The 23,251-nt window shown below is 57.0% G+C and carries 24 protein-coding genes, 7 tRNA genes and 1 pseudogene; 14 read left to right on the plus strand and 18 right to left on the minus strand.

Annotation, left to right across the window (positions count from 1 at the left end; all coding sequences use genetic code 11):
- Positions 1-30 precede the first annotated feature (30 nt).
- Entirely contained in the window at positions 31-765 is a 735-nt protein-coding gene (locus FHW76_RS06545) for a MerR family transcriptional regulator (RefSeq protein ID WP_008805715.1), read from the minus strand.
- Positions 766-919: 154 nt separating this feature from the next.
- A complete protein-coding gene (locus FHW76_RS06550; protein WP_023297241.1) occupies positions 920-2,131 on the minus strand; it encodes a diguanylate phosphodiesterase in 1,212 nt (403 codons plus the stop codon).
- 330 nt (positions 2,132-2,461) lie between these two features.
- Between FHW76_RS06550 and ycgZ the strand changes: the two genes are divergently transcribed.
- The 3 genes from ycgZ to FHW76_RS06565 all read left to right on the plus strand — a co-directional run bounded on the left by ycgZ (position 2,462) and on the right by FHW76_RS06565 (position 3,456).
- Positions 2,462-2,707, plus strand: a complete 246-nt coding sequence (gene ycgZ / locus FHW76_RS06555; protein WP_012542413.1) for a regulatory protein YcgZ — start codon at positions 2,462-2,464, stop codon at positions 2,705-2,707.
- Between the two features lie 125 nt (positions 2,708-2,832).
- The gene (locus FHW76_RS06560) at positions 2,833-3,138 is read left to right on the plus strand and encodes a hypothetical protein (RefSeq protein ID WP_064160473.1); all 306 of its coding nucleotides are present in this window, start codon (positions 2,833-2,835) and stop codon (positions 3,136-3,138) included.
- A 51-nt stretch (positions 3,139-3,189) separates the two neighbouring features.
- Positions 3,190-3,456 carry a biofilm development regulator YmgB/AriR family protein gene (locus FHW76_RS06565; protein ID WP_012542414.1) on the plus strand — a complete coding sequence of 89 codons (267 nt, stop codon included), beginning with the start codon at positions 3,190-3,192 and terminating at the stop codon, positions 3,454-3,456.
- Positions 3,457-3,563: 107 nt separating this feature from the next.
- Here the strand turns inward: FHW76_RS06565 and pgl are convergent, their stop codons facing one another.
- The gene (gene pgl, locus FHW76_RS06570; RefSeq protein WP_016160516.1) at positions 3,564-4,559 is read right to left on the minus strand and encodes a 6-phosphogluconolactonase; all 996 of its coding nucleotides are present in this window, start codon (positions 4,557-4,559) and stop codon (positions 3,564-3,566) included.
- Positions 4,560-4,787: 228 nt separating this feature from the next.
- Here pgl and FHW76_RS06575 point away from each other — a divergent pair, with 228 nt between their 5' ends.
- Positions 4,788-5,606: a pyridoxal phosphatase gene (locus tag FHW76_RS06575; RefSeq protein WP_032753892.1), complete on the plus strand. Its 819-nt coding sequence runs from the start codon at positions 4,788-4,790 to the stop codon at positions 5,604-5,606.
- Here FHW76_RS06575 and modC read toward each other — a convergent pair whose 3' ends face one another.
- The 4 genes from modC to FHW76_RS06595 all read right to left on the minus strand — a co-directional run bounded on the left by modC (position 5,607) and on the right by FHW76_RS06595 (position 8,422).
- Positions 5,607-6,665 carry a molybdenum ABC transporter ATP-binding protein ModC gene (gene modC, locus FHW76_RS06580; protein ID WP_064160503.1) on the minus strand — a complete coding sequence of 353 codons (1,059 nt, stop codon included), beginning with the start codon at positions 6,663-6,665 and terminating at the stop codon, positions 5,607-5,609.
- 2 nt (positions 6,666-6,667) lie between these two features.
- Positions 6,668-7,357 (minus strand): molybdate ABC transporter permease subunit, encoded by a 690-nt coding sequence (modB, locus tag FHW76_RS06585; RefSeq protein ID WP_008805707.1) that lies wholly within the window; start codon positions 7,355-7,357, stop codon positions 6,668-6,670.
- Positions 7,357-8,130, minus strand: a complete 774-nt coding sequence (gene modA, locus FHW76_RS06590) for a molybdate ABC transporter substrate-binding protein (RefSeq protein WP_012542417.1) — start codon at positions 8,128-8,130, stop codon at positions 7,357-7,359. Before modA ends, modB begins: the two co-directional genes overlap by 1 nt.
- A gap of 142 nt (positions 8,131-8,272) precedes the next feature.
- A complete protein-coding gene (locus tag FHW76_RS06595) occupies positions 8,273-8,422 on the minus strand; it encodes an AcrZ family multidrug efflux pump-associated protein (RefSeq protein WP_002895156.1) in 150 nt (49 codons plus the stop codon).
- A gap of 153 nt (positions 8,423-8,575) precedes the next feature.
- Here FHW76_RS06595 and modE point away from each other — a divergent pair, with 153 nt between their 5' ends.
- The 7 genes from modE (at position 8,576) to gpmA (ending at position 16,417) form a co-directional block, all read left to right on the plus strand.
- Complete coding sequence (modE, locus tag FHW76_RS06600) at positions 8,576-9,364, plus strand: molybdenum-dependent transcriptional regulator (RefSeq protein ID WP_008805705.1); 789 nt, start codon at positions 8,576-8,578, stop codon at positions 9,362-9,364.
- Between the two features lie 67 nt (positions 9,365-9,431).
- Entirely contained in the window at positions 9,432-10,904 is a 1,473-nt protein-coding gene (gene modF, locus FHW76_RS06605; RefSeq protein WP_183476496.1) for a molybdate ABC transporter ATP-binding protein ModF, read from the plus strand.
- A 209-nt stretch (positions 10,905-11,113) separates the two neighbouring features.
- A complete protein-coding gene (gene galE, locus FHW76_RS06610) occupies positions 11,114-12,130 on the plus strand; it encodes a UDP-glucose 4-epimerase GalE (RefSeq protein ID WP_012542419.1) in 1,017 nt (338 codons plus the stop codon).
- A 9-nt stretch (positions 12,131-12,139) separates the two neighbouring features.
- Entirely contained in the window at positions 12,140-13,186 is a 1,047-nt protein-coding gene (galT, locus tag FHW76_RS06615) for a galactose-1-phosphate uridylyltransferase (RefSeq protein ID WP_012542420.1), read from the plus strand.
- Positions 13,187-13,188: 2 nt separating this feature from the next.
- Entirely contained in the window at positions 13,189-14,337 is a 1,149-nt protein-coding gene (gene galK / locus FHW76_RS06620; RefSeq protein ID WP_032701039.1) for a galactokinase, read from the plus strand.
- Positions 14,331-15,374, plus strand: coding sequence for a galactose-1-epimerase (gene galM / locus FHW76_RS06625; protein ID WP_008805700.1), 1,044 nt, complete (start codon positions 14,331-14,333; stop codon positions 15,372-15,374). Before galK ends, galM begins: the two co-directional genes overlap by 7 nt.
- A gap of 290 nt (positions 15,375-15,664) precedes the next feature.
- The gene (gpmA, locus tag FHW76_RS06630) at positions 15,665-16,417 is read left to right on the plus strand and encodes a 2,3-diphosphoglycerate-dependent phosphoglycerate mutase (protein ID WP_002895089.1); all 753 of its coding nucleotides are present in this window, start codon (positions 15,665-15,667) and stop codon (positions 16,415-16,417) included.
- A 73-nt stretch (positions 16,418-16,490) separates the two neighbouring features.
- On the opposite strand, the gene aroG is transcribed toward gpmA, so the two are convergent.
- Complete coding sequence (gene aroG, locus FHW76_RS06635; protein ID WP_012542422.1) at positions 16,491-17,543, minus strand: 3-deoxy-7-phosphoheptulonate synthase AroG; 1,053 nt, start codon at positions 17,541-17,543, stop codon at positions 16,491-16,493.
- Between the two features lie 314 nt (positions 17,544-17,857).
- Between aroG and FHW76_RS06640 the strand changes: the two genes are divergently transcribed.
- Both FHW76_RS06640 and zitB read left to right on the plus strand, forming a co-directional pair.
- The gene (locus FHW76_RS06640; RefSeq protein ID WP_012542423.1) at positions 17,858-18,235 is read left to right on the plus strand and encodes a YbgS-like family protein; all 378 of its coding nucleotides are present in this window, start codon (positions 17,858-17,860) and stop codon (positions 18,233-18,235) included.
- A gap of 118 nt (positions 18,236-18,353) precedes the next feature.
- The gene (gene zitB, locus FHW76_RS06645; protein ID WP_032729693.1) at positions 18,354-19,298 is read left to right on the plus strand and encodes a CDF family zinc transporter ZitB; all 945 of its coding nucleotides are present in this window, start codon (positions 18,354-18,356) and stop codon (positions 19,296-19,298) included.
- On the opposite strand, the gene pnuC is transcribed toward zitB, so the two are convergent.
- Together pnuC and nadA are read right to left on the minus strand one after the other, a co-directional pair.
- A complete protein-coding gene (gene pnuC / locus FHW76_RS06650; protein ID WP_008805696.1) occupies positions 19,295-20,014 on the minus strand; it encodes a nicotinamide riboside transporter PnuC in 720 nt (239 codons plus the stop codon). The genes zitB and pnuC overlap by 4 nt on opposite strands.
- 35 nt (positions 20,015-20,049) lie before the next feature.
- Positions 20,050-21,093, minus strand: coding sequence for a quinolinate synthase NadA (nadA, locus tag FHW76_RS06655; RefSeq protein ID WP_012968682.1), 1,044 nt, complete (start codon positions 21,091-21,093; stop codon positions 20,050-20,052).
- Between the two features lie 69 nt (positions 21,094-21,162).
- Here nadA and FHW76_RS06660 point away from each other — a divergent pair.
- Positions 21,163-21,311, plus strand: a pseudogene (locus FHW76_RS06660) (hypothetical protein).
- Positions 21,312-21,387: 76 nt separating this feature from the next.
- Here FHW76_RS06660 and FHW76_RS06665 read toward each other — a convergent pair.
- The 8 genes from FHW76_RS06665 to cpoB all read right to left on the minus strand — a co-directional run bounded on the left by FHW76_RS06665 (position 21,388) and on the right by cpoB (position 23,244).
- Positions 21,388-21,463, minus strand: a tRNA-Lys gene (locus tag FHW76_RS06665).
- A 33-nt stretch (positions 21,464-21,496) separates the two neighbouring features.
- Positions 21,497-21,572 (minus strand) — tRNA-Lys (locus tag FHW76_RS06670).
- A gap of 46 nt (positions 21,573-21,618) precedes the next feature.
- Positions 21,619-21,694, minus strand: a tRNA-Lys gene (locus tag FHW76_RS06675).
- A 3-nt stretch (positions 21,695-21,697) separates the two neighbouring features.
- Positions 21,698-21,773: transfer RNA gene (locus FHW76_RS06680), tRNA-Val, on the minus strand.
- A gap of 151 nt (positions 21,774-21,924) precedes the next feature.
- Positions 21,925-22,000, minus strand: a tRNA-Lys gene (locus FHW76_RS06685).
- A gap of 2 nt (positions 22,001-22,002) precedes the next feature.
- Positions 22,003-22,078: transfer RNA gene (locus FHW76_RS06690), tRNA-Val, on the minus strand.
- Between the two features lie 125 nt (positions 22,079-22,203).
- Positions 22,204-22,279, minus strand: a tRNA-Lys gene (locus FHW76_RS06695).
- A 161-nt stretch (positions 22,280-22,440) separates the two neighbouring features.
- On the minus strand, positions 22,441-23,244 hold the full coding sequence (gene cpoB, locus FHW76_RS06700) for a cell division protein CpoB (protein ID WP_023297237.1): 804 nt from the start codon (positions 23,242-23,244) through the stop codon (positions 22,441-22,443).
- Positions 23,245-23,251 lie beyond the last annotated feature (7 nt).

The following is a 23,251-nucleotide window of genomic DNA, read 5'->3' on the forward strand; positions in this document are numbered from 1 at the left end:
CAATAGCCCCGGCCTGTCCCCCAGACGGGGCTATTGCGTACCGTGAAAATGAATGCTGAAGCCCTGCTCCTGCCAGTGGCTGAGCAGTTCCTCCTGCAGTGGCGTGGCGGCGCGTCCGGTCCAGACAAAGATATGCTGCCCGGGGAAGAGCTCGGGCCGCGGCGACTCCAGCGGTTCAGCGAGAACGTTGACATGCCAACCGCGCTGCGAAAGACGCCATGCCTCCAGCCACAGACGAGTCCGGTCTTCATTGCTCCAGCCCACCAGCAGTGTCTCTTTACCATTTTTTTTACGCGCTTCGGCGAGAAACAGCGCCACGCAGTCAATGAGCAAGCCATCCAGCAGGCTGCTAATCACCAACGAGGTATTCTGATCGAGCTTGAGACGCTGTCGTACCGGCACTAACAGGCTATCGATAAGGGTATCAACGGGGTGTTGATGGCTCAGCGCCATTAATTTGGCGCGGATTCTGGCGGGCTGCATATAACGCAGAATGGACATCATCTCTTCCTGAAGATGCGCGGATTCGTCGCGCGCCGCCGGCAGATTATCCTCCAGCAGCGCTTTGACTTTCCCTACGGATACACCGCGCTCTATCCAGCGCTTGATCTCTTCTATGCGCAGGATATCTTCTTCATCAAACTGTCGATGCCCGCCTTCGCTGCGCTGCGGTTTCAGTAGACCGTAACGCCGCTGCCAGGCGCGCAATGTAACCGGATTGATTCCGCAACGTTCGGCGACTTCACCGATACTGTAAAACGCCATAGCAGCCTCACATCAACCTGATACTTTTTACCTAAACTAACGAATTCAGGCATCCTGTACAACTCTATTTTCTTGTACAGATAAAGATATCAGGTTGTGGCTCACAGCGCGCGGGGAAAAAGATGAAAAAATAGTAAGCTGATTTCGCGGTGGATTATTTCTTCTCCGGCCAGGCAACGGCGGGCAGGCCCCCCAGGCGGGCACCCGCGAATAAATTGCCCTGAAACTGCGAAATCCCGGCTGATTCAAGCCACATCCACTCTTCAGCACGCTCAACGCCGACGGCTGAGACCGCAATCTCCAGAGAAGTACAGCATTTGATAATCGCCTGTACAATCGACTGGCGCGGCCCGTCCTGGTGGATATTGCGGATCAGCTCATGGTCGATTTTAATTCTGTCGGGTTGGTATTGCGCCAGCAGCGACAGCCCGGCAAACCCGGCGCCGAAGTGATCGATGGCAAGATTAATCCCCGCGCCCTTCAGTTTGCGCACCGCATCGGTAAAATCGGCCATCCGCGAAATCACTTCCCGCTCAGTGAACTCGACAATAATCTGCTCCGGGATCAGGTCATTGCGACTAATTTCGTCGAGCAGGAAAGCCACCGCATTCGGCGCTTTGACCAGCGTCATCGGCAGCAAATTAATGCTTAACGCCTTATTACGTAAACCTAATTTACCCGCCAGAGACAGCGCGACGCGCTTACTGTGCAGGTCGGCGAGATAAATATCATCCCCTGCCAGCCCGGCAAAATAGGCGCCAGGAGACTGGCCGTCCGGTGTACGCAGCAGCGCTTCCCACGAGATAATTTCGCAGGCGAAAGGATCGACGATCGGCTGAAAGGCAAAAGACCAGTTTTCCGTATTATCGATAATGGGGGTGTCCGGATAAAAAGTGTCCTTATCGGGAATAAAAACCCAACTGTCCGCCGAAGGGATCTCAAAATAGTTCGCTTTTTCCGTGGATTCGACAAAAGTACGGAAAAATTGCAGCGCCCGGTCGTCATAGGTGAGCTGATATTTTGTCGTGCCCCGGTCCATTACTGTCTGTAGTACTTCCTCACGATCATGTTCCCGTAAATCAAACAGTTCCATACCGACCTTACCAAATCGACGGGACGGTGCATAATCGCAAAACAACTCCACCAGATTATAATGACGAGGATCGAGGACAATTGTTTGATAAATATCCCTTACCTTTTCTTCCGGTCCTTCAATAAGTTGAAAAAAATGCGTCCCGTTAAACAGTAATATACCGGTGACATCCGCCTGCCCATTTCTCTCGTTTGCCCTGGCAACCATGGCCTCGATCGATTTGAATGAGACATTGTCGCAAATATGGCTGCGATAAATGATGGTGGTAAGCATAGTGATTCCAGATGGGAGGGATAAGCATTCACAGTAGCAGTTATCAGGCTAATCGTCTTGCAAAACTACGTTTTATCTTAACAAAAAAGATACACTAAAAATCCACTCTTTGTGCAAGGTTTTTTCTTTTTTTTCTTTTCTTGTACAACATGCAACGCTACCCCCTACCTTTACAAGCCAGGATCTCCGCAAACAAAAACAAATATTACATTATAAATCATCATGATAGCAACGATCGCTGCAATATTACGCAACTTTCTATGTACAACTTATTAATTATTGTATAAGTTTATTTGCAGTTAACAGATGAATGAAATGAAAGGAGCACATATGCAGCAGAATGGTTACATTCCAGATACAGCGAACGCAATTGCCCAGTATTTCAACAAAGCATCGTTACCTTCCCAGCAGGAAACGCTGGGTCAGATCGTGATGGATATTCTCAACGAAGGGCGCCATCTCAACCGCAAGGCCCTGTGCACCAAACTGTTGAGCCGCCTTGACAGCGCCCGTGCGCCTGAGGAAGAGAGCCACTATCAAACCTTAATTGGTTTGTTGTTTGCCGGTCAGGAATAACGTCATCGATCGTCGCCTGTTGCAACCGCAGTAGCAGATGAGGGGCGATCGCTTCCATAAACCTGCTGCTGACCTGAATGCCCGTTATCAGATTCAGGAAGAGTGTGGCATGCAGAGAGACGGTTATGAATAGCAGTGATACTGAGGAAATAACCGATGAGATCATCGGCGAGGCGGTGCTCGCGCTTCTGAAAACGAATCGCCCGATTACCACCCCGACCCTGCTGGTTCGGCTTCGGTTGATGCAGGCCACAGAGTCAGATCGCCAGCGAAGGAAAATCATCGCTGCCGTTATTGAAGAAATTTGCGCGAAGCTCGCCCTCCAGCGGAAGCACGCGCCTTTGCAGGTTAAGAAAATCAATGGCCGTTGGGAAAGCAGTGGAACGCTGGCGCAGAGCAGCATGGCGCCGGAAGCTAAAAAAATCCACTGATTGTCCCAACCATGGTGAATAAAACAGAGTGAGAATGTGATGAGACAGACTATGCATCAGCAACCCGATATTTACGCAGGACTGCAGGACACCGCGCTCTCAGATTATTTCCGTACCGCCGGTGATAAACTGGTTGATGAGTCCGCCGTCATGTCGCTCGCCATCAACAGTATTCTTCAGTCCGAGGGGCACCTGAACAATAAGGCCATTATATTATGGCTAATTCAGGCGCTGGAAAGCACCGATGACGTGGTCACTGCTGACGTGATCCGTAAAACGCTGGAGATTGTCGTCGGCTACACCATGGACGATATCTAAAGCCGTCACGCTTCAGGCCCGCCAGGGCAACAGCTTCTCTACAGAGCCTGTCCGCTCTGATCAAAAAACCTCGCTGACGCGAGGTTTTTCTTTTACCGCCTGACCCTTCAGTGGGCGTTGACCACCACCCACATCGGCCCCTGCCCAACCGCATAGCGGCCTTTCTCATGCAGCAGCCCCTGCTCACCCTCAATTTCATACACTGCGATATGGTGCGATTTCTGCCCTGCGGCAATCAGATACTTACCGCTGTGATCGAGGTTAAAGCCGCGTGGCTGAGTTTCCGTCGGCTGATAGCCTTCCACTGCCAGCACGCTGCCATCTTCCGAGACGCTGAACACCGTAATGATGCTGGCGGTACGATCGCAGGCGTACAGATGACGACCGTCAGGGGTGATGTGAATATCCGCCGCCCAGCGCACGCCGGTGAAATCCTGCGGCATCATATCCAGGGTTTGTACACATTCGATGTTGCCATTCGGGTCTTTCAGCTCCCAGACGTCAACGGAGCTGTTGAGTTCATTGACGCAATAACCATACTGCTGGTTCGGATGGAACACCATGTGGCGCGGACCGGCGCCCTCGACGGTGGTCACTTCCGCCGGCTCCTGAGCGGAGAGAAAACCATCCTCGCTAAGGGTAAACAGGCAAATACGATCCTGCTTCAGCGCCGGCACCCACAGGGTGCGGTTGTCCGGGGAGATATTGGCCGAGTGGCAACCTTCCAGCCCTTCCACCACGGTGACGGTTTCGCCCGGCAGGCCGTCCTGCAGCGGGGTCACGCTAACGCAGCCCTGATTGTAGGAAGCGCTGAAGACAAAGCGGCCATGATGATCGGTAGAAATGTGGGTCGGGCTGCCTGGCAGCGCCGCTTCCCCCGCGAAGGTCAACGCCCCGTTATCCGGCGTGATGCGATACGCTAACACGCGAAACTCCGGACGAACGCCAACGTACAGATACTCCTTGTTGGGACTGACCACCATCGGCTGTACCTGTCCCGGGGCATCAACCACCTGCACCAGCGTCAGTTTGCCGTCCGCTTCAAGACTCCAGACGTGGATTTGTTGGCTTTCCGGGCTGGCGGTATAAACGGTTTGTTTCATGACTACTCCTTCCCTCACTGCACGTGGAATTTTCATTTTCAGGATAACAGCACCCTGAAAATTATAAGACATCCGCCCATGATACTCGCAAAGTCCGCTGAATTTCCGACGGACGGCGGCACAAAGGGCATACAGGTATTCACGGCAGATGTGGAAAAATTGGTCCTGACGCCACGGCGGTGTACCATCATGGCCAGGTCACTTTTCAACATCAACCGGAAATAACACATGACAACACGCGTGATTGCCCTGGATTTAGACGGCACCCTGCTCACCAGCAAAAAAACCATCCTGCCTGCTTCGCTGGAGGCACTGGCCCGCGCCAGAGAGGCGGGCTACCAGGTTATCGTCGTTACCGGACGTCATCACGTCGCTATCCATCCTTTTTATCAGGCACTGGCTCTCGATACACCTGCAATTTGTTGTAATGGCACTTATTTGTATGATTATCACGCAAAAGAGGTTTTGACAGCCGATCCTATGCCGGTAGCGCAAGCGGTAAGCCTGACGGCCATGCTCGCCGAACAGCAGATCCATGGCCTGGCGTATGTGGATGATGCGATGCTTTATGAACAGCCCACCGGGCATGTGATCCGCACCCGCAACTGGGCGCAGGCGCTGCCGGAGGATCAGCGCCCGGTCTTCCGCCAGGTCGATTCGCTGGCGCAGGCGGTCCGCGAGGTCAACGCGGTATGGAAATTTGCCCTCACCGATGAAGACATTCCCCGCCTGCAGCGCTTTGCCCGCGAGGTCGGCGAGACGCTGGGCCTGGAGTGCGAATGGTCGTGGCACGATCAGGTGGATATCGCGCGCGCCGGCAACAGCAAAGGCAAACGCCTGGCGCAATGGGTGGCCAGCCAGGGGCTGTCGATGCAGGATGTGGTGGCCTTCGGCGATAACTACAACGATCTTAGCATGCTGGAAGCGGCGGGCACTGGGGTGGCGATGGGCAATGCGGTGGACGAGGTGAAAGCTCGCGCCAGGGTGGTCATCGGCGACAATGAGTCCACCAGCATCGCCGAGTTTATCTACCGCCAGCTGCTGTAATCAGGCGGCGATCGACACGCTTTTGATCTGAGCAAACACCTGCTGACCTGGCGCTATCGCCAGGTCGTCCCGCGCCCATGGGCTAATCCTGGCCCATAGCAGACGGCCACTCACTCTGAGCTGCACTTCAATCTGTCCGTTGACCTCCAGACACTGAGCCACCTCGGCGCGCAAGATATTGCGGATGCTGGTCCCGGACGGCTGGGCCAGTGTCAGCGAAACGTCCGACGCCTGAATGCGGATCCGTGCGGTGTCGCCTGCGGGACGTTCGAGCCGGTTGACCCACAGCAGCTGGTCACCCAGCGTCAGAGCCGTCATCGCGTACTTCGGATGCTGCGCGGCGACGGTGGCGCTGAGGATCGTACTCTGCTGTTCCGCCGGCAGCCAGGGGTGCATCACGCTGCTGCTCCAGACCTCCTCCAGCGGACCAAAAGCCTTCACCTTACCGGCCTCCAGCACCAGCACGCGATCGGCCAGATGCTGGATCTCATCCAGCGAGTGGCTGACGTAGAGCATCGGAATATGGATCTCCTGCGCCAGCCGCTGCAGGTAGGGCAACAGTTCGCGTTTGCGCGGAATATCCAGCGAGGCCAGCGGCTCATCCAGCAGCAGTAGCTCCGGTGCGGTCAGCAGGGCGCGGCCGATGGCCACTCGCTGCTTTTCGCCGCCGGATAACCGGCCCGGCAGGCGATCCAGCAAGGGCGCGATCCCCAGCAATTCCACCAGCTTATCGAACTGGCTGACCATGCATTTCGCCATCCCGTAGCGCAGATTACCGCGCACTTTATAGTGGGGAAACAGGCGCGCGTCCTGAAACACATAGCCGATACGGCGCTGTTCCGGCGCCAGACAGATACGCTGGGCGGTGTCGTTCAGCACCCGGCCGTTGAGCACGATGCGCCCCGTCTGCGGCCGGGTCAGGCCGCTAATGGCGTTAATCAACGAGGTTTTGCCAGCGCCGGAGACGCCAAAGATGGCGGTGATCCCGCTGGCGGGCAGGGTTTCACGGATCTGCAGGCAGTGACTGCCGAGGGTCTGGGTAAAGTCCAGCTCCAGCATCATTATCCTCCCATGCGCTGGCGGCTCACGCGGGCCAGCCATTCCGAAATCAGCAGCGAAACCAGCGCCAGTCCGATGGCGATGAGGCAGAGGCGAGCCGCCGCCCCCTCCCCGCCCGGGGTCTGGATCAAGGTGTACATCGCCGAAGGCAGGGTGCGCGTTTCGCCGGGAATATTGGAGACGAACGTGATGGTCGCGCCAAACTCCCCTAACGAGCGGGCGAAGGCCAGCACCGTGCCGACAATAATCCCCGGCAGAGTCAGCGGTAGCGTAATAGTCATAAACACTCGCCAGCGGCTGGCCCCGAGGGTTCTCGCCGCTTGCTCCAGTTTGACATCCACCCCTTCCAGCGCCAGGCGAATGGCGCGCACCATCAGCGGGAAAGACATCACCGCCGCCGCCAGCACCGCCCCGCGCCAACTGAAGGCAAAGCTGATGCCGAACCAGTCATACAGCCAACTGCCAATAAACCCGCGCCGCCCCATGGCCACCAGCAGCAGATACCCCACCACCACCGGCGGCAGCACCAGCGGTAAATGGAGAATACTGTCGAGCAGCGCCTTGCCGGGAAAGGTGCGCCGAACCAGCAGCCAGGAAAAAAAGATGCCAAAGGGCAGGCTCAAGGCCACCGCCAGGGAGGAGACTTTCAGGCTCAGCAGCACCGCCTGCCATTCGGGTTCGCTCAGAAACATCAGCGGGTGGTAAATCCGTAACGTTTAAAAATCGCGGACGCTTCCGGCCCTTTCAGGTAGTCATAGAAAGCGCTCACGGCCGCATTGCGATGACCATCGACAATCGCCAGCGGGTACTCGACTTTCTGATGCGAGGCCTCCGGGAAGGTGCCGACCACTTTAACCCCTTTGCTGGCCACGGCATCGGAGCCATAGACAATCCCCAGCGGCGCTTCGTTGCGCTCCACCAGGGCCAGCGCGCCGCGCACGTCTTCCGCCGGGGCAAGTTTCGGCGACAACGTCTCCCAGGCGCCGAGTTTCTGCAGCGCCTCTTTGGCGTAGATGCCTGCCGGAACGTGCTGCGGATCGCCCACCGCCAGACGGCCTCCTTTCAGCAGGCTGGTCCAGTCGGTTTTCTCATCAATGGTAATCGCCCCCTGCGCGCTGGCTTTCGGCGCGACCACCACCAGGCTGTTGCCAAGCAGGGTGGCTCGGGTTGCCGGGTCGATGGCCTTTTTGTCTGCGGCGTAATCCATCCATTTCTGATCGGCGGAGATAAACAGATCGGCTGGTGCGCCCGCTTCAATTTGCCGCGCCAGCGTCGACGACGAGGCAAACGACGACACGACATCGACGTTTTTCTCTTTCTTATACGCCTGGGCAATATCCTGCATCGCGTTGGTTAACGATGCGGCGGCGAAAACGGTCACTTTCCCCTCTGCCGCCAGCGCCTGACCCGCGACGCACAGCGTGAGTGATACCCCGATAACCCCGCGTAACCAAGAACCTGCCATCTGAATCTCCTGTCAATGCGTTATGTATTCGACAATATAACGATATGCAGAGCATTTTTATAGTGACACAGGACAATAAAACGAAGGGAAATGATACAGGAGGGAAATAGCACAGCGCCCGGTTAAACCGGGCGCCGGGAAATCAATGATTTTGCTGGCTGCGATCTTTGTGGCCTACGCCGGAGAAGAGGTTGAACACTTCGCCAAGACCGTAAATCAGTCCCAGGATGACCGCCATCACCACCGGTACCATGATGACCGCAAAAACCAGACTTTTCAAAAGCTCTAACATGGTTCACTCCAGATAGTATGATTTGCTGATTGTAACGGTTTCAGCCGAAAAAACACGCCCCATTTGTGCGGTGGGTAATGACAAAACCGCGCACAGAGGTTTTGCAAGCGGGTGACTATCGGTCACAATACCCTTTTTTGTCAGGAAACGATTATGCAGGCCGAAATTCTTCTTACCCTTAAGCTACAGCAGCGCCTGTTTGCCGATCCCCGGCGGATCGCCCTGCTCAAACAAATTGACCAGACCGGTTCGATAAGCCAGGGGGCCAAGCACGCGGGTATCAGCTACAAAAGCGCGTGGGATGCCATCAACGAGATGAACCAGCTCAGCGAACAACCGCTGGTGGATCGCGCCACCGGCGGTAAAGGCGGCGGCGGCGCAGTGCTGACCCGCTATGGGCAGCGGCTGATCCAGCTGTACGATCTGCTGGCGCAGATCCAGCAGAAAGCGTTTGATGTGCTCAGCGATGACGATGCCCTGCCGCTGGATAGCCTGCTGGCGGCCATCTCACGCTTTTCCCTGCAGACCAGCGCCCGCAACCAGTGGTTCGGCACCATTACCGGCCGCGATCGCCAGCAGGTGCAGCAGCACGTCGAGGTACTGCTGGCCGACGGGCAGACGCGCCTGACCGTCGCCATCACCGCACAAAGCGCTGAGAAACTGGGGCTCGATGAGGGCCAGGAGGTGCTGGTCCTGCTGAAGGCGCCCTGGGTCGGCATCACCCTCGACCCCGCCGTGGCCCGCCAGGCCGATAACCAGTTGTCGGGTCGTATCAGCCATATCGAATGCGGGTCCGGGCAGTGCGAAGTACTGATGACGTTGGCCGACGGTCAGACCCTGTGCGCCACTCTGCCACAGGCGCAGACGTCTGGCCTGGCGGAAGGGACGGAGGCGATCGCTTACTTCAATGCCGATCGCATCATTCTCGCGACGTTATGCTGACCCCATTGACATTACGCGCCCGAAGTCGTATCCCTGATGCACATCGCTGCAAAAAATGGGATACATCATGTCATCATTGCAAATTTCGCAAGGCACGTTTCGCCTGAGCGATACAAAAACCTTAAAAATAGACCAGCTGAACCTGAGAGCGGGTCAAAGCTGGGCGTTTGTCGGTAGCAACGGCAGCGGCAAATCCGCCCTCGCGCGGGCTCTGGCTGGCGACCTGACCCTGCTCAGCGGCCAGCACGAAAGCCACTTCTCCCGCGTAACCCGCCTCTCCTTCGAGCAGTTGCAGAAGCTGGTCAGCGACGAGTGGCAGCGCAATAACACCGACCTGCTCAGCCCCGGCGAAGAAGACACCGGCCGCACCACCGCAGAGATTATCCAGGATGAGGTAAAAGATCCTGCCCGCTGCGCGCGCCTGGCCGAACAGTTTGGCATCAGCGCCCTGCTGGACCGCCGGTTTAAGTACCTGTCGACCGGGGAAACGCGTAAGACCCTGCTGTGTCAGGCCCTGATGACCGATCCGCAACTGCTGATCCTCGACGAACCTTTCGACGGCCTCGACGTCAACTCCCGCCAGCAGCTGGCTGCCCTGCTGGCCGACCTGCACCGCGCCGGCATCACCCTGGTGCTGGTCCTCAACCGCTTCGATGAGATCCCGGAGTTTGTACAATTCGCCGGCGTGCTGGCTGACTGCACCCTCAGCGAGACCGGCGAGAAGTCTTCCCTGCTGCAGCAGGCGCTGGTCGCCCAGCTGGCGCACAGTGAAAAACTGGACGGCATCACCCTGCCGGAGCCGGATGTTCCACCAGCCCGTCATGCGCTGGCAGACTCGGCGCCGCGTATCGTGCTCAATGACGGTGTGGTCTCCTACAACGATCGCCCGGTCATCAATCACCTCTCATGGACCGTGAACCCGGGCGAACACTGGCAGATCGTCGGCCCCAACGGCGCCGGTAAATCCACGCTGCTGAGCCTTATCACCGGCGATCATCCACAGGGTTACAGCAACGATCTGACGCTGTTTGGCCGCCGTCGCGGCAGCGGTGAGACCATCTGGGATATTAAAAAGCATATCGGCTACGTCAGCAGCAGCCTGCATCTGGACTACCGGGTCAGCACCAACGTCCGCAACGTCATCCTGTCGGGCTATTTTGACTCTATCGGCATTTATCAGGCGGTCTCGGACAAGCAACACAAGCTGGTGCAACAGTGGCTGGATATTCTCGGCATTGATAAACGCACTGCCGACGCGCCGTTTCATAGCCTGTCGTGGGGCCAGCAGCGGCTGGCGCTTATCGTTCGCGCGCTGGTGAAGCATCCGACCCTGCTGATCCTCGATGAACCGCTGCAGGGGCTGGATCCCCTCAATCGCCAGCTGGTGCGTCGCTTTGTCGACGTGTTGATTGGCGAAGGGGCCACACAGCTGCTGTTTGTCTCGCACCATGCGGAAGATGCCCCGGACTGTATTACCCATCGCCTGGCGTTCATTCCCAGTGGAGACGGTTACACTTATCAGCTCGGTCCTGTGACCTGATGCCCCCTGCCAGGGGTCGAAAGATCCCTGGTATTTTTCAGAAAAATAGCGGCAAAACAACCTAACCATCTGTATTAAAGATAAAAAATTTTAATTTATGTCGTTTCACCATCAAGTGTAAACGATTCCACTAACTTGCCCTGTGTCACACTTTTCACTTCTTTGATATGCTATCTTCCTCATACACGATAAGCCGAATGGAGCGAATCATGAAAGTTCTGGTTACAGGTGGTAGCGGTTACATTGGAAGTCATACCTGCGTTCAACTGCTGCAGCAGGGACATGAGGTGGTGATCCTCGACAATCTCTGCAACAGCAAGCGCAGCGTACTGCCGGTGATTGAGCGTCTCGGCGGCAAAGAAGCCACCTTTATTGAAGGCGATATTCGTAACGAAGCGCTGATGACGGAGATCCTCCACGATCACGCCATTGAGGCGGTGATCCACTTCGCCGGGCTGAAAGCCGTCGGGGAGTCCGTCGCCAAGCCGCTGGAATATTACGATAATAACGTCACCGGCACACTGAAATTAGTTTCTGCCATGCGCGCCGCGGGCGTGAAGAACTTCATCTTTAGCTCCTCAGCTACCGTCTACGGCGACCAGCCGAAAATCCCATATGTCGAAAGCTTCCCGACCGGCACCCCGCAAAGCCCTTACGGCAAAAGCAAGCTGATGGTGGAGCAGATCCTGACCGACCTGCAGAAAGCCCAGCCGGAGTGGAGCATTGCCCTGCTGCGCTACTTCAACCCGGTCGGTGCCCACCCGTCGGGCGACATGGGGGAAGACCCGCAGGGGATCCCAAACAACCTGATGCCGTACATCGCCCAGGTCGCCGTTGGTCGTCGCGACTCGCTGGCCGTGTTTGGTAACGACTACCCGACCGAGGATGGCACCGGCGTGCGCGATTATATCCACGTGATGGATCTCGCCGATGGCCACGTCGCGGCCATGGAAAAACTGGCTGACAAAGCCGGGGTCCATATCTACAACCTTGGCGCCGGCGTCGGCAGCAGCGTGCTCGACGTGGTCAATGCTTTCAGCAAGGCCTGCGGCAAACCCATTAACTACCATTTCGCGCCGCGCCGCGATGGCGACCTCCCGGCCTACTGGGCGGATGCCGCCAAGGCCGACCGCGAGCTGAACTGGCGCGTGACGCGCAACCTGGACGAAATGGCGCAGGACACCTGGCACTGGCAGTCCCGCCATCCGCAGGGTTATCCAGACTAAGGAACCTTCATGAGCGTATTTAACCCCGTTGACCATCCACATCGTCGTTATAACCCGTTAACCGGGCAGTGGATTCTGGTTTCTCCGCATCGCGCCAAGCGCCCCTGGCAGGGGGCGCAGGAAACGCCGGCAAAACAGACCTTGCCAGCCCACGATCCGGACTGTTTCCTGTGCCCAGGTAATACCCGGGTCACCGGCGACACCAACCCGAATTACACCGGTACCTACGTGTTTACCAACGACTTTGCGGCCCTGATGACCGACACTCCGGACGCACCGGAGAGTGACGATCCGCTGATGCGCTGTCAGAGCGCGCGCGGCACCAGTCGGGTGATCTGCTTCTCGCCAGACCACAGCAAAACGCTGCCGGAACTGAGCCTTGAAGCGCTGGAAGGCGTGGTTAAAGCGTGGCAGGAACAGACCGCGGACCTCGGGAAACGCTACCCGTGGGTCCAGGTCTTTGAAAACAAAGGGGCAGCGATGGGCTGCTCCAACCCTCACCCGCATGGTCAGGTGTGGGCCAATAGCTTCCTGCCCAATGAAGCGGAACGGGAAGACCGTCTGCAGAAAGAGTATTACGCCGGACAAGGTCAGCCGATGCTGCTGGACTATGTTCAGCGCGAACTGGCCGACGGCAGCCGCACGGTGGTGGACACCGAGCACTGGCTGGCGGTCGTACCCTACTGGGCCGCCTGGCCATTCGAAACGCTGCTGTTGCCGAAAGCGCACGTGCAGCGTATTACCGATCTCACCGACGCCCAGCGCAGCGATCTGGCGCTGGCGTTGAAAAAGCTGACCAGCCGTTACGACAACCTGTTCCAGTGCTCATTCCCCTACTCCATGGGCTGGCACGGTGCGCCGTTTAACGACGAAGACCATCACCACTGGCAGCTTCATGCCCACTTTTATCCGCCGCTGCTGCGCTCCGCGACGGTCCGCAAGTTTATGGTTGGCTATGAAATGCTGGCCGAAACCCAGCGCGATCTGACCGCCGAGCAAGCTGCCGAACGACTGCGTGCCGTCAGCGACGTCCATTTTCGTGAATCCGGAGTGTAATGATGAGTCTGAAAGAGAAAACCCAAACCCTGTTTGCTGACGCCTTCGGTTATCCGGCCAGCCATGTCATTCAGGCGCCAGGCCGCGTCAACCTGATCGGCGAGCATACCGATTACAACGACGGTTTTGTGCTGCCCTGCGCCATCGACTACCAGACGGTGATCAGCTGTGCGCCGCGCGACGATCGTACGGTGCGGGTGATTGCCGCCGATTACGACAATCAGACCGATGAGTTCTCTCTCGACGCGCCGATTATCAGCCACGATACCCAGCAGTGGTCGAACTATGTCCGCGGCGTGGTAAAGCATCTGCAGCAGCGGAACAACCACTTTGGCGGCGCGGATCTGGTGATCAGCGGCAATGTACCGCAGGGTGCGGGGTTAAGCTCCTCAGCCTCGCTGGAAGTCGCCGTCGGCACCGTGTTCCAGCAGCTCTATCATCTGCCGCTGGATGGCGCGCAAATCGCCCTCAACGGCCAGGAGGCGGAAAACCAGTTCGTCGGCTGCAACTGCGGCATCATGGATCAGCTGATTTCGGCGCTGGGCAAAAAAGACCACGCGCTGCTGATCGACTGCCGTTCGCTGGGCACCAAAGCCGTCTCGATGCCGAAAGGCGTGGCGGTGGTGATCATCAACAGCAACTTTAAGCGCACCCTCGTCGGCAGCGAGTACAACACCCGTCGTGAACAGTGCGAAACCGGCGCGCGCTTCTTCCAGCAGCCCGCCCTGCGCGATGTTACCCTCGAGCAATTTAACGCCGTCGCCCATGAGCTGGATCCGGTCGTCGCGAAGCGCGTACGCCATGTGCTGACGGAGAATGCCCGCACCGTGGAAGCCGCCAGCGCCCTCGAAAAAGGCGACCTGAAGCGGATGGGTGAGCTGATGGCCGAATCCCATGCCTCGATGCGCGATGATTTCGAGATCACCGTCCCGCAGATCGACACTCTGGTGGAGATCGTTAAGGCCGCGATCGGTGATAAAGGCGGCGTACGCATGACCGGCGGCGGCTTTGGCGGCTGCGTGGTAGCGCTGGTCCCGGAAGATCTGGTCGATACCGTTCAGCAGGCCGTTGCTAAAACGTATGAAGCGAAAACCGGTATTAAAGAGACATTCTATGTCTGCAAACCGTCACAGGGGGCAGGCCAATGGTAACGCAAACCACCGCGCTGGCGCCGGACGGCCAGCCCTGGCAGCAGGTGACCCTGCGCAATAAGGCGGGGATGACCGTTACCGTGGCGGATTGGGGCGCGACGCTGCTCAGCGCCGAGGTGCCGCTGGCTGATGGCAGCCTGCGTCATCCGCTGCTGGGCTGTGCGAAGCTGGAGGACTATGCCCGCCAGGCCGCGTTTCTTGGCGCCTCGGTAGGCCGCTACGCCAACCGTATCGGCAATAGCCGCTTCCCGCTTGACGGCCAGCTCGTCAACGTCACGCCGTCAAACGACGCGGGCCACCAGCTCCACGGCGGCCCGGAAGGGTTTGATAAGCGCCGCTGGCGCATTGTCCGCGCCGACGAGCAGGAAGTGCTGTTCGCTCTGACCTCGCCCGATGGCGATCAAGGCTTCCCCGGCACTCTGCAGGCCACCGCGCACTATCGTCTGACCGACGATAACCGCATCGCGATTACCTATCGCGCCACCGTGGACCAACCCTGCCCGGTGAACATGACCAATCACGTCTATTTCAACCTCGACGGTGACCAGCGCGACGTGCGCCAGCACCAGTTGCAGATCCTCGCCCAGAGGTATCTGCCGGTGGAAAGCGACGGTATCCCGGGTGGTGAACTCAAAGATGTTGCTAACACCAGCTTTGATTTCCGCCAGCCGAAAACCATCGCCGCCGACTTCCTCGCCGACGCCGATCAGCAAAAGGTGAAGGGATACGATCATGCCTTCCTGCTGGATGCCAAAGGCGACGCCAGCCAGCCTGCGGCGCAGGTCTGGTCGCAGGACGGCAAGCTGCAGATGACGGTCTATACCTCCGCTCCGGCGCTGCAGTTTTACTCCGGCAACTATCTCGGCGGCACCCCGTCGCAGACGACGGAGCCCTACGCCGACTGGCAGGGGCTGGCGCTGGAGAGCGAATTCCTGCCGGATTCGCCGAATCATCCGGAATGGCCGCAGCCGGACTGTGTGTTACGTCCGGGCCAGGAGTACGTCAGCCTGACGGAATATCAGTTTATCGCCTGTTAATCGCCAGCGCCCTCCGCCGGGGGCGCTGTTTTTCGTCCCCGCCCTCCTCTCTGCCGCCTCTTTTTTCAGCAACCTGCTCTATTTTCCGTCACCAAAGGACAAAAAAATAACCTGTGTTTTACAAGCACCTTACACTGAGCCACTATTTTCGCTATGGTTAGGGATAAGCATTGCCGTGAGCCAAATCACGGCAATATAATGAGAATAGTTATCAATCAATAACACATACACCAACATATTCAGCGCACCGTTCGCGGCGCGAGGGATGGCGTGTAGAGAGGAGTAAGAGAATGGCTGTAACTAAGCTGGTACTGGTTCGTCATGGCGAAAGCCAGTGGAACAACGAAAACCGCTTCACCGGTTGGTACGACGTTGATCTGTCCGAGAAAGGCGTTAGCGAAGCGAAAGCGGCAGGTAAACTGCTGAAGGCTGAAGGCTTCAGCTTTGATTTTGCTTATACCTCCGTGCTGAAACGTGCCATCCACACCCTGTGGAACGTGCTGGACGAACTGGATCAGGCCTGGCTGCCGGTTGAGAAATCCTGGAAGCTGAACGAGCGTCATTACGGCGCGCTGCAGGGCCTGAACAAAGCGGAAACCGCTGAGAAATACGGTGACGAGCAGGTTAAACAGTGGCGTCGCGGCTTCGCTGTCACTCCGCCGGAGCTGACCAAAGACGACGAGCGCTACCCGGGCCACGATCCGCGCTATGCAAAACTGACCGACGCCGAACTGCCGACCACTGAAAGCCTGGCGCTGACCATCGACCGCGTCGTGCCTTACTGGAACGAAACCATTCTGCCGCGCCTGAAAAGCGGTGAGCGCGTGATCATCGCCGCTCACGGTAACTCCCTGCGCGCGCTGGTGAAATACCTCGACAACATGGGCGAAGACGAGATCCTCGAACTGAACATCCCGACCGGCGTACCGCTGGTGTATGAGTTCGATGAAAACTTCAAGCCGATCAAACATTACTATCTGGGCAATGCGGAAGAGATCGCGGCGAAAGCGGCTGCCGTCGCCAACCAGGGTAAAGCGAAGTAATTCCTCCCGGTAAAAACAAAAAAGCGTGGAAATCTCCACGCTTTTTTTATTGCCTTCGCCAGCGCAGATTCGCTTAGCCGCGGCGGGTTTTCACCGCTTCCGCCAGCTGACGCAGGATCGTTTCGGTATCCTCCCAGCCGATGCAGGCGTCGGTGACGCTCTTGCCGTAGGTCAGCGGTTCACCGCTCTCGAGGCTCTGGTTGCCTTCCACCAGATGGCTTTCAATCATCACGCCCATGATCGCCCGCTCACCGCCGGCAATCTGCTGGCATACGTCCGCGCCCACTTCCATCTGCTTCTTGAACTGCTTGCTGGAGTTGGCATGGCTGAAGTCGATCATCACCTGAGCCGGCAGGCCCGCTTTCGCCAGGCCGATCTTCACATCCGCCACGTGCTTCGCGCTGTAGTTCGGCTCTTTGCCGCCGCGCAGAATAATATGGCAGTCGCCGTTACCGCTGGTATTCACGATAGCGGAGTGGCCCCACTTAGTGACCGACAGGAAACAGTGCGGTGCGCCAGCGGCGTTAATCGCGTCGATAGCCACCTTGATGGTGCCATCGGTACCATTCTTAAAGCCCACCGGGCAGGAGAGTCCGGAGGCAAGTTCACGGTGAACCTGGGATTCGGTGGTACGCGCCCCAATGGCGCCCCAGCTCATCAGATCGGCGACATACTGCGGGGTGATCATATCGAGGAATTCCCCCGCCGCCGGCAGGCCGCTGTCGTTAATGTCCAGCAGCAGTTTGCGCGCGATGCGCAACCCGTCGTTGATGCGGAAGCTGTTATCCATATGGGGATCGTTGATAAGCCCTTTCCAGCCGACGGTGGTGCGCGGTTTTTCAAAATAGACCCGCATGACGATCTCGAGCTCGCCCTTCAATGCCTCGCGCAGGGGCAGCAGACGGGAAGCGTACTCTTTCGCCGCTGCCGGATCGTGAATCGAACAGGGCCCAATCACTACCAGCAGACGATCATCGTCGCCCTTGAGGATCTGATGGATCGCTTTGCGAGCATGCGCAACGGTATTTGCAGCATTTTCGGTAGCAGGGAATTTTTCCAGGAGCGCAACGGGAGGTAATAATTCGTTGATCTCTTTAATGCGTAAATCGTCGTTCTGATAATTCATCTTCTTTCCAGCGTTGCCATACTTATTCAATGAAATGCAATCCCTCCAATCTATCTCTTCGCCGAAAAAGTGTAAACGTGATTTTACAGTAGTGATGGAATAATCCTGGAAATAGGCAAAAATACGCCATAAAGTAGCGAAACCAGGCTCATGCACTACAATAATTAACTGTTAAAGCTAATTAAGTCTTACGTTTCAGGATTATATAGTGACACTGCGATCGTCTGCGGAGTCTTTAACCATAGCGAGTCAGATCCCTGGCACACTCACCGCGGGAAGCGCATTTCCCCTTCCCGGTTTAACAGGAGTATCCGATGAATATGAAAAAACTGACGACCCTTTTACTCACCGCCACCTTAGGTCTTGCCAGCGGCGCGGCCCTGGCGGCAGACACCGGCGCCCAGTCCAATAATGGCCAGGCCAACTCTTCCGCGGATGCCGGTCAGGTGGCGCCGGATGCCCGTGAGAACGTGGCGCCAAACAATGTGGACAATAACCAGATTAATTCTGGCTCTGGCGGCACCATGCTCCATCCTGATGGCTCGACGATGAGCCAGGACAATATGTCGAGCGATGAAGTGCATAAAAACTCGATGTGTAAAGACGGCCGCTGTCCGGACACCGGTAAGAAACTGGACAATGGCGGCAGCATGAACCACGATAACAGCAAAACCGACGGTACCACCCAGTAAGTGATACGCTGGGAACAAACGAAGAAAAGGCGAGCCAGGCTCGCCTTTTCTTCGTTTGTTATCGCTCTCTGTTTATGATGTCATAGCGTAATAATGATAACTATCAAGGGACGACACGATGGCCCACCCGCATTCGCACTCCCCTGCCCAGGCTCCGGACAGCAGTAACGCTCGCCGGCTGCGATGGGCGTTTATCGTCACCGCCGGTTTTATGTTGATTGAAGCCGTCGGCGGCGCGATCTCCGGCTCACTGGCCCTGCTGGCAGATGCCGGCCATATGCTCACCGACTCTGCCGCCCTGCTGTTTGCGCTGCTGGCGGTTCGCTTCGCCAGTCGCCCACCGAATACCCGCCATACCTTTGGCTGGTTGCGTTTGACCACCCTCGCGGCGTTTCTCAATGCCATTGCCCTGGTGGTGATTACCATTTTGATTGTCTGGGAGGCCATTCAGCGCTTCCAGCATCCGCAGCCGGTGGCCGGCGTGACGATGATGGTGATTGCGGTCGCCGGCCTGCTGGCCAACGTGCTGGCCTTCTGGATCCTGCATCGGGGGAGTGAAGAGCAGAATCTCAACGTGCGCGCTGCGGCGCTACACGTGCTGGGCGACCTGCTGGGCTCGGTCGGCGCGATCGTGGCGGCCGTGGTGATCCTCACCACCGGCTGGACGCCTGTCGATCCGATCCTTTCCGTACTGGTTTCCTGCCTGGTATTACGTAGCGCCTGGCGATTACTGAAGGAGAGTCTGAATGAACTGCTGGAAGGCGCGCCGCGTTCGCTGGATGTGGCGGCCCTGCAGCGGGATATCCGTCGCTCTATCCCGGAGGTACGCGATGTTCACCACGTCCACGTCTGGCTGGTGGGGGAAAAACCGGTGATGACGCTCCATGTTCAGGTGGTCCCGCCGTACGATCATGATGCGTTACTCAACCGTATCCTGCATTTCCTGGAACATAAATATGAAATTGAGCATGCCACGGTGCAGATGGAGTACCAGCCCTGCAGCGGCCCGGAGTGCCATCTCAACACGATGCACGCCGGGCACGATCATCACCACCACCATTAGCCAGAAAACGCGTGAGAACCTCGCTCACGCGCGCTGTTTATCCACATCCGGCTGCCGTTCAGCGCAATGAACGTCAGCAAGAGGTATTCCAGCGACATGGCATAGACGCCCTGGCGGGCAAAAATCACCACGCTTATCACGTTGACAATCACCCACAGCAGCCAGTTCTCGACATACTTGCGGGTCATTAAGATCATCGCCACCACCGACAGCACCGTCATGCAGGAGTCCCAGAACGGGAAGGCATCCGGCTGCAGCACCGGCATGGAGACCTGCAGACCCAGCGCTTGCATCAGGCTGACCGCGATCCGCGTCAGGAAAGCAAAAAACGGGTTGATAAACAGGGTCAGCAAGCCGATCGCCACCACGCAGGCCGCCAGCCAGCCCAGCGCTTTGCTGCGCGGCAGCCAGCGGATCTGCAGCTCAGCCTCATGGTTGCTGCTTTGTCGCGACCAGGCATACCAGCCGTAAACGTTAGCGGCAAAGAAGAACAGCTGCAGCAGCAGGCTGGCATACAGCTGGATCTGAAAGAAGATGATGGCGAACAGCGTGACGTTGACCAGCCCGAAAGCATAGTTACTGATCTTCTCCAGGCTCGCCAGCCAGATGCACAGCAGCCCGGCGATGGTCCCCACGGCCTCTATCCAGGAGAGATCATACCCCCCGGCGCCGATGGGTATATGTACTAAGATATTCTGCGTGCTAAAAAAATCCATTTCATCCCCTCAGCGTCTTGCGACGCGACAATACGTTATCCCCGTAGTGTAGCCGCAAAATCCAGCATCCGGTTAAGCGGAATCAATGCCCCGGTGCGCAGCGCTTCGTCGACGTGGATTTCGTGTTCAGCGCCGCCCTGTTCGAGTCCCTCGGCAATGGCTTTCAGGCCGTTCATCGCCATCCACGGGCAGTGCGCGCAGCTGCGGCAGGTCGCCCCTTCGCCGGCAGTGGGCGCTTCCAGCAGCGTTTTCTCCGGTACCGCCTGCTGCATTTTATAGAAGATACCGCGATCGGTGGCCACGATCAGCTGGCGCTGGGGCAAGCTTTTCGCCGCCGCAATCAGCTGGCTGGTGGATCCCACGGCATCCGCCATCTCGACGATCGCCTGCGGCGATTCAGGATGGACCAGTACAGCAGCTTCAGGATAGAGGGCCTTCATACGCGTCAGTGCCTGGGTTTTAAACTCATCGTGCACGATGCACGCCCCCTGCCAGCACAGCACGTCTGCGCCGGTCTGACGCTGGACATAGCGGCCAAGGTGGCGGTCCGGCGCCCAGAGGATCTTTTGACCCAGGCTGTCCAGATGATCAATGAGTTCCACGGCGATACTGGAGGTAACCACCCAGTCAGCGCGGGCCTTCACCGCGGCGGACGTATTGGCATAAACCACCACGGTGCGATCGGGATGGGCATCGCAGAAGGCGTTGAATTCCTCAATCGGACAGCCCAGATCCAGCGAACACTCCGCGTTCAGGGTCGGCATCAGAATGGTCTTTTCCGGGCTGAGGATTTTGGCGGTTTCCCCCATAAAACGCACCCCGGCGACCAGCAGCGTGGAGGCCGAATGACGGGCGCCAAAACGCGCCATCTCCAGCGAGTCGGCGATACAGCCGCCGGTTTCTTCCGCCAGTTGTTGAATTTCAGGATCGGTGTAGTAATGCGCCACCATCACGGCGTCGCGCTCGCGCAACAGGCGCTTGATTTTTTCGCGATAAAACTGCTTTTCGTCGACGGTCAGCGGTTGTGGTTTCGCTGGAAAAGGATAAATCGCCGTTTCAGGATCAAACATTACGCTCATCATGCAATCTCGTTTTACTGGCTTAACTCTAAGACCGTCACTATGGCCTGTCTGCGCCTTAACACGGTCATGGTGTTTTATATGCTAAACAAGATAGCGGATTACGAGCAAAAAGTCGTGATGAATTTTGTACATCAGCCCGTATGCCGCGGACGATGCTACACATCTGCCCAAACGACCGGTTCGTACCCTGTGTAGCCACGGTAAGCGCAGCGTGACCGTGGAGTCATGCTGAAGTCGAATTTTGGAGCATGGCGGATAGCAAAAAGGCGCCTTTAGGGCGCCTTTTTACATTGGTGGGTCGTGCAGGATTCGAACCTGCGACCAATTGATTAAAAGTCAACTGCTCTACCAACTGAGCTAACGACCCCTTGCGGGATTTTGCTACTGTAATCATTCAGGATGGTGGGTCGTGCAGGATTCGAACCTGCGACCAATTGATTAAAAGTCAACTGCTCTACCAACTGAGCTAACGACCCGCTCTGGTACTACCTGAATAATTTCACTCGACACCAATATTGAAATTGGTGGGTCGTGCAGGATTCGAACCTGCGACCAATTGATTAAAAGTCAACTGCTCTACCAACTGAGCTAACGACCCGAGTGGTGGGTGATGACGGGATCGAACCGCCGACCCCCTCCTTGTAAGGGAGGTGCTCTCCCAGCTGAGCTAATCACCCGAAACTGCGCTGGATACTACCGATACTGCGTCCACCGGTCCCATCATTAAAATGGTGGGTCGTGCAGGATGACTCGCTTCGCTCGCCCTGAGGCGCCGTTGCTGAAGCAACGTTATCCTTCACGTTTAACACCGACGTTCGATGTTAAAGATGGTGGGTCGTGCAGGATTCGAACCTGCGACCAATTGATTAAAAGTCAACTGCTCTACCAACTGAGCTAACGACCCGGTGGTGGGTGATGACGGGATCGAACCGCCGACCCCCTCCTTGTAAGGGAGGTGCTCTCCCAGCTGAGCTAATCACCCGATACTGCGCTGGATACTGCTAAGTGGTGGGTCGTGCAGGATGACTCGGCTTCGCCTCGCCCTATGGGCCGTTGCTGTCGCAACGTTATCCTTCACGTTTTACTATCGCGTTCCACCAGAACGATTGGTGGGTCGTGCAGGATTCGAACCTGCGACCAATTGATTAAAAGTCAACTGCTCTACCAACTGAGCTAACGACCCACTCTGGCATCGCTTTGGGCTTGTTTGATATCCCTTGGCAACGGCGGCATATATTACTGATTTCAGAATTCAGCGCAACTAAAATTTCGATAAAGATCACTTAACTGCTGGTGATTCAGGCGACAAGACCAGAAATAACGCGATTTCTGGTCATGCCGTAATCAACCAAGAGCATTAAGACGTTTTTGCGCTTGTTTCGCACCGTCGGTGCCGGGGAATTTACTGATCACCTGCTGGTAAACCGCTTTCGCTTTCGCGGTATCACCCTTGTCCTGCATGATCACGCCGACCTTAAACATGGCGTCAGGCGCTTTTGGCGATTTCGGGTAGTTCTTCACCACCGAGGCGAAGTAAAACGCCGCATCGTCTTTTTTCCCCTTATTGTAATTCAACTGTCCGAGCCAATAGTTGGCGTTCGGCTGATAAGTTGAATCCGGGTACTTTTTAACGAAGTTCTGAAACGCCACCATTGCGTCATCCTGGCGTGAAGCATCCTTCACCAGGGCAATGGCCGCATTGTAATCGGTGTTCGCATCGCCGGTCATCGCCGGGGCGCCTGACGAGGCCGCTGGCGCTGCGCTGGTAGCAGCCGCGCTCTGATCGCCGGAAGACGATGGAGCCTGCGTACCTGATGCTGCCGCTGCGCCGCCGCCACCGCTGCTCAGACTATCTATCTGCAGCAGAATCTGCTTCTGGCGCTCAACGATCTGATTCAGCTGATATTGGTTCTCCTGGATCTGGCCACGGAGAGAATCAATGTCAGTCTGGTTATCAGAGAGTTGTTGCTGGAGTTGGGTTAAAAGCTGGCTGTGAGCATTGGAAATACGCTCGAGTTGAGTGACGCGGTCTTCGACCGAGCCTGAGCCGACACTACTGATTGGCGCCTGAGCAAAAGCGGCCCAGGGGGCCGCTATGCCAACCAGTAACGACAGACTCAATAAATGATGTCTGAAGTTACTGCTCATGCAATTC

This window comes from Klebsiella sp. RC2, assembly GCF_014192815.1.
GTDB lineage: Bacteria > Pseudomonadota > Gammaproteobacteria > Enterobacterales > Enterobacteriaceae > Klebsiella > Klebsiella variicola.